General features: G+C 66.3%; 2 protein-coding genes and 1 pseudogene. 2 read left to right on the top strand and 1 reads right to left on the bottom strand.

Features of this window, described 5'->3' with window-relative positions:
• The coding region (locus tag ABZ624_RS43050; protein ID WP_360101226.1) for a transposase at positions 1-368 on the bottom strand (368 nt) is incomplete at its 3' end.
• Positions 369-544: 176 nt separating this feature from the next.
• On the opposite strand from ABZ624_RS43050, the gene ABZ624_RS43045 reads away from it, so the two are divergent.
• Together ABZ624_RS43045 and ABZ624_RS43040 are read left to right on the top strand one after the other, a co-directional pair.
• Positions 545-754, top strand: coding sequence for a DUF1918 domain-containing protein (locus tag ABZ624_RS43045; protein WP_360101223.1), 210 nt, complete (start codon positions 545-547; stop codon positions 752-754).
• A 349-nt stretch (positions 755-1103) separates the two neighbouring features.
• Positions 1104-1385, top strand: a pseudogene (locus ABZ624_RS43040) (transposase); the annotation flags it as partial.
• Positions 1386-1479 lie beyond the last annotated feature (94 nt).

Raw genomic sequence — 1479 nt, 5'->3', positions numbered from 1 at the left:
CCGGTACGACGGTGCAGCGGTATCCACGAACGGCCCCTCCCACAACGATCCCCACCAAGATCATCACACCCCCGCTCCTCAACTTGATAACACCCGCGGATGCGCTTGTTCTTCTCGCTCATCTCCCGGCGCAGCCGCTCCAGCTCAGCGCGTTCGGCTTCCCGTAGCCGGCCGCCCGGGGCGGCGGGCGCGGGCCGGTCGGAGGAGGCCGAGCCGTTCCTCCTCCAGCGTGAGACCCAGCTGTGCAGCGTCCCCGGATGCACACCGAGGTCCTCGGCGACCTCCGGGATCGGCTTGCCCGTCTCGATCACGATGCGTACAGCACCGTCACGGAACTCGGCGTCGTACTTCTGTTGCTTGGACCCCATGAACCTCTGCTTCCCCTGGTATCACGGACTCCACGGTACGAGGGGACCCTCATGCTGGCGGGGAGGCCGGATCGTGGCCGCGGTGTCGCAACCTGGCGGTCGGTCGCTTATCGGGGCGGGGCTGCGGGTAGGAGTATGTCCAGGTTCAGGATGCCTGGGAGTGAGGGGTGGCGGGGATGCGGGCCAGTGTGGGTGACGGGCTTCTTGTCTTCGGCCGGATCGTGGGCCGCCGCGATCGCAGAGGCGAGATCATCGAGGTGTTGGGCCAGGGCGGTGCGCCGCCGTATCGGGTGCGTTTCGATGATGGGCGGGAATCCATCATGACGCCCGGTCCTGATGCGATCGTGCGTCCTCTTTCCGCTGGGGAACAAGTGGATCTGCCGTAACGAAAGGGTCTGTCCAATCAGCAAGCCGGACGCCTGTCGGCGTCGCCCCGAGGGTGGGAAAGTCGGGTGCGGCTGTCCGGCTGACGTCGTGGCCACTTGGCGTGTCCGAGCCCGTCAATCAGCAGGACGCCGGGGCCCCGCTCGTCAGGCGCTCGGAAGTGTTGCTTCGAGCACGCGTATCAGACTCTTTCGCCTCCTGGGACCCCGCCGGACGGTCGTGCCCCGTTGGGACGCACGAAGGGGAGGCCGGCGGTGGACGTCGTCTATGAACGCTGCGCCGGGATCGATCAGCAAAGCGGTGAACCGTTCCGGGTCCGATAGAGACTCGATCATTTGAGAGGATCGAGTCATGGCACGTCCTTCCCCCTACCCCGTTGAGCTGCGTAAACGAGCGGTCCGCATGGTCGCCGAGGTACGTCCGGAGTACGACACAGAGTGGGCCGCAATGAAAGCGGTCGCGGCGAAGCTGGGCATCGGAACGACCGAGACGCTGCGCAAGTGGGTCCGTCAGGACCAGATCGACAACGGGGCCCGGCCTGGGACGACGACGGAGGAATCCGCGCAGATCAAGGCGATGAAGAAGGAGATCGCCGAGCTGAGGCGGGCGAACGAGATCTTGAAGGCTGCGGCGGGCCTTGTCAAGTTGCTGATGGGGCAGGCGAGTTGAGGTGTGCTCGGGTGGTGAGGGTGGCCGCGGTCAGGCGGTCGTGGCCAGGAGGGTGGTG

Origin of the sequence: Streptomyces sp. NPDC007205, from assembly GCF_040634095.1 — a bacterium.
Taxonomy (GTDB): Bacteria; Actinomycetota; Actinomycetes; order Streptomycetales; family Streptomycetaceae; genus Streptomyces.
The sequence above is the reverse complement of the archived record's forward strand: the minus strand, read 5'-3'. Positions and strand labels throughout refer to the sequence as shown.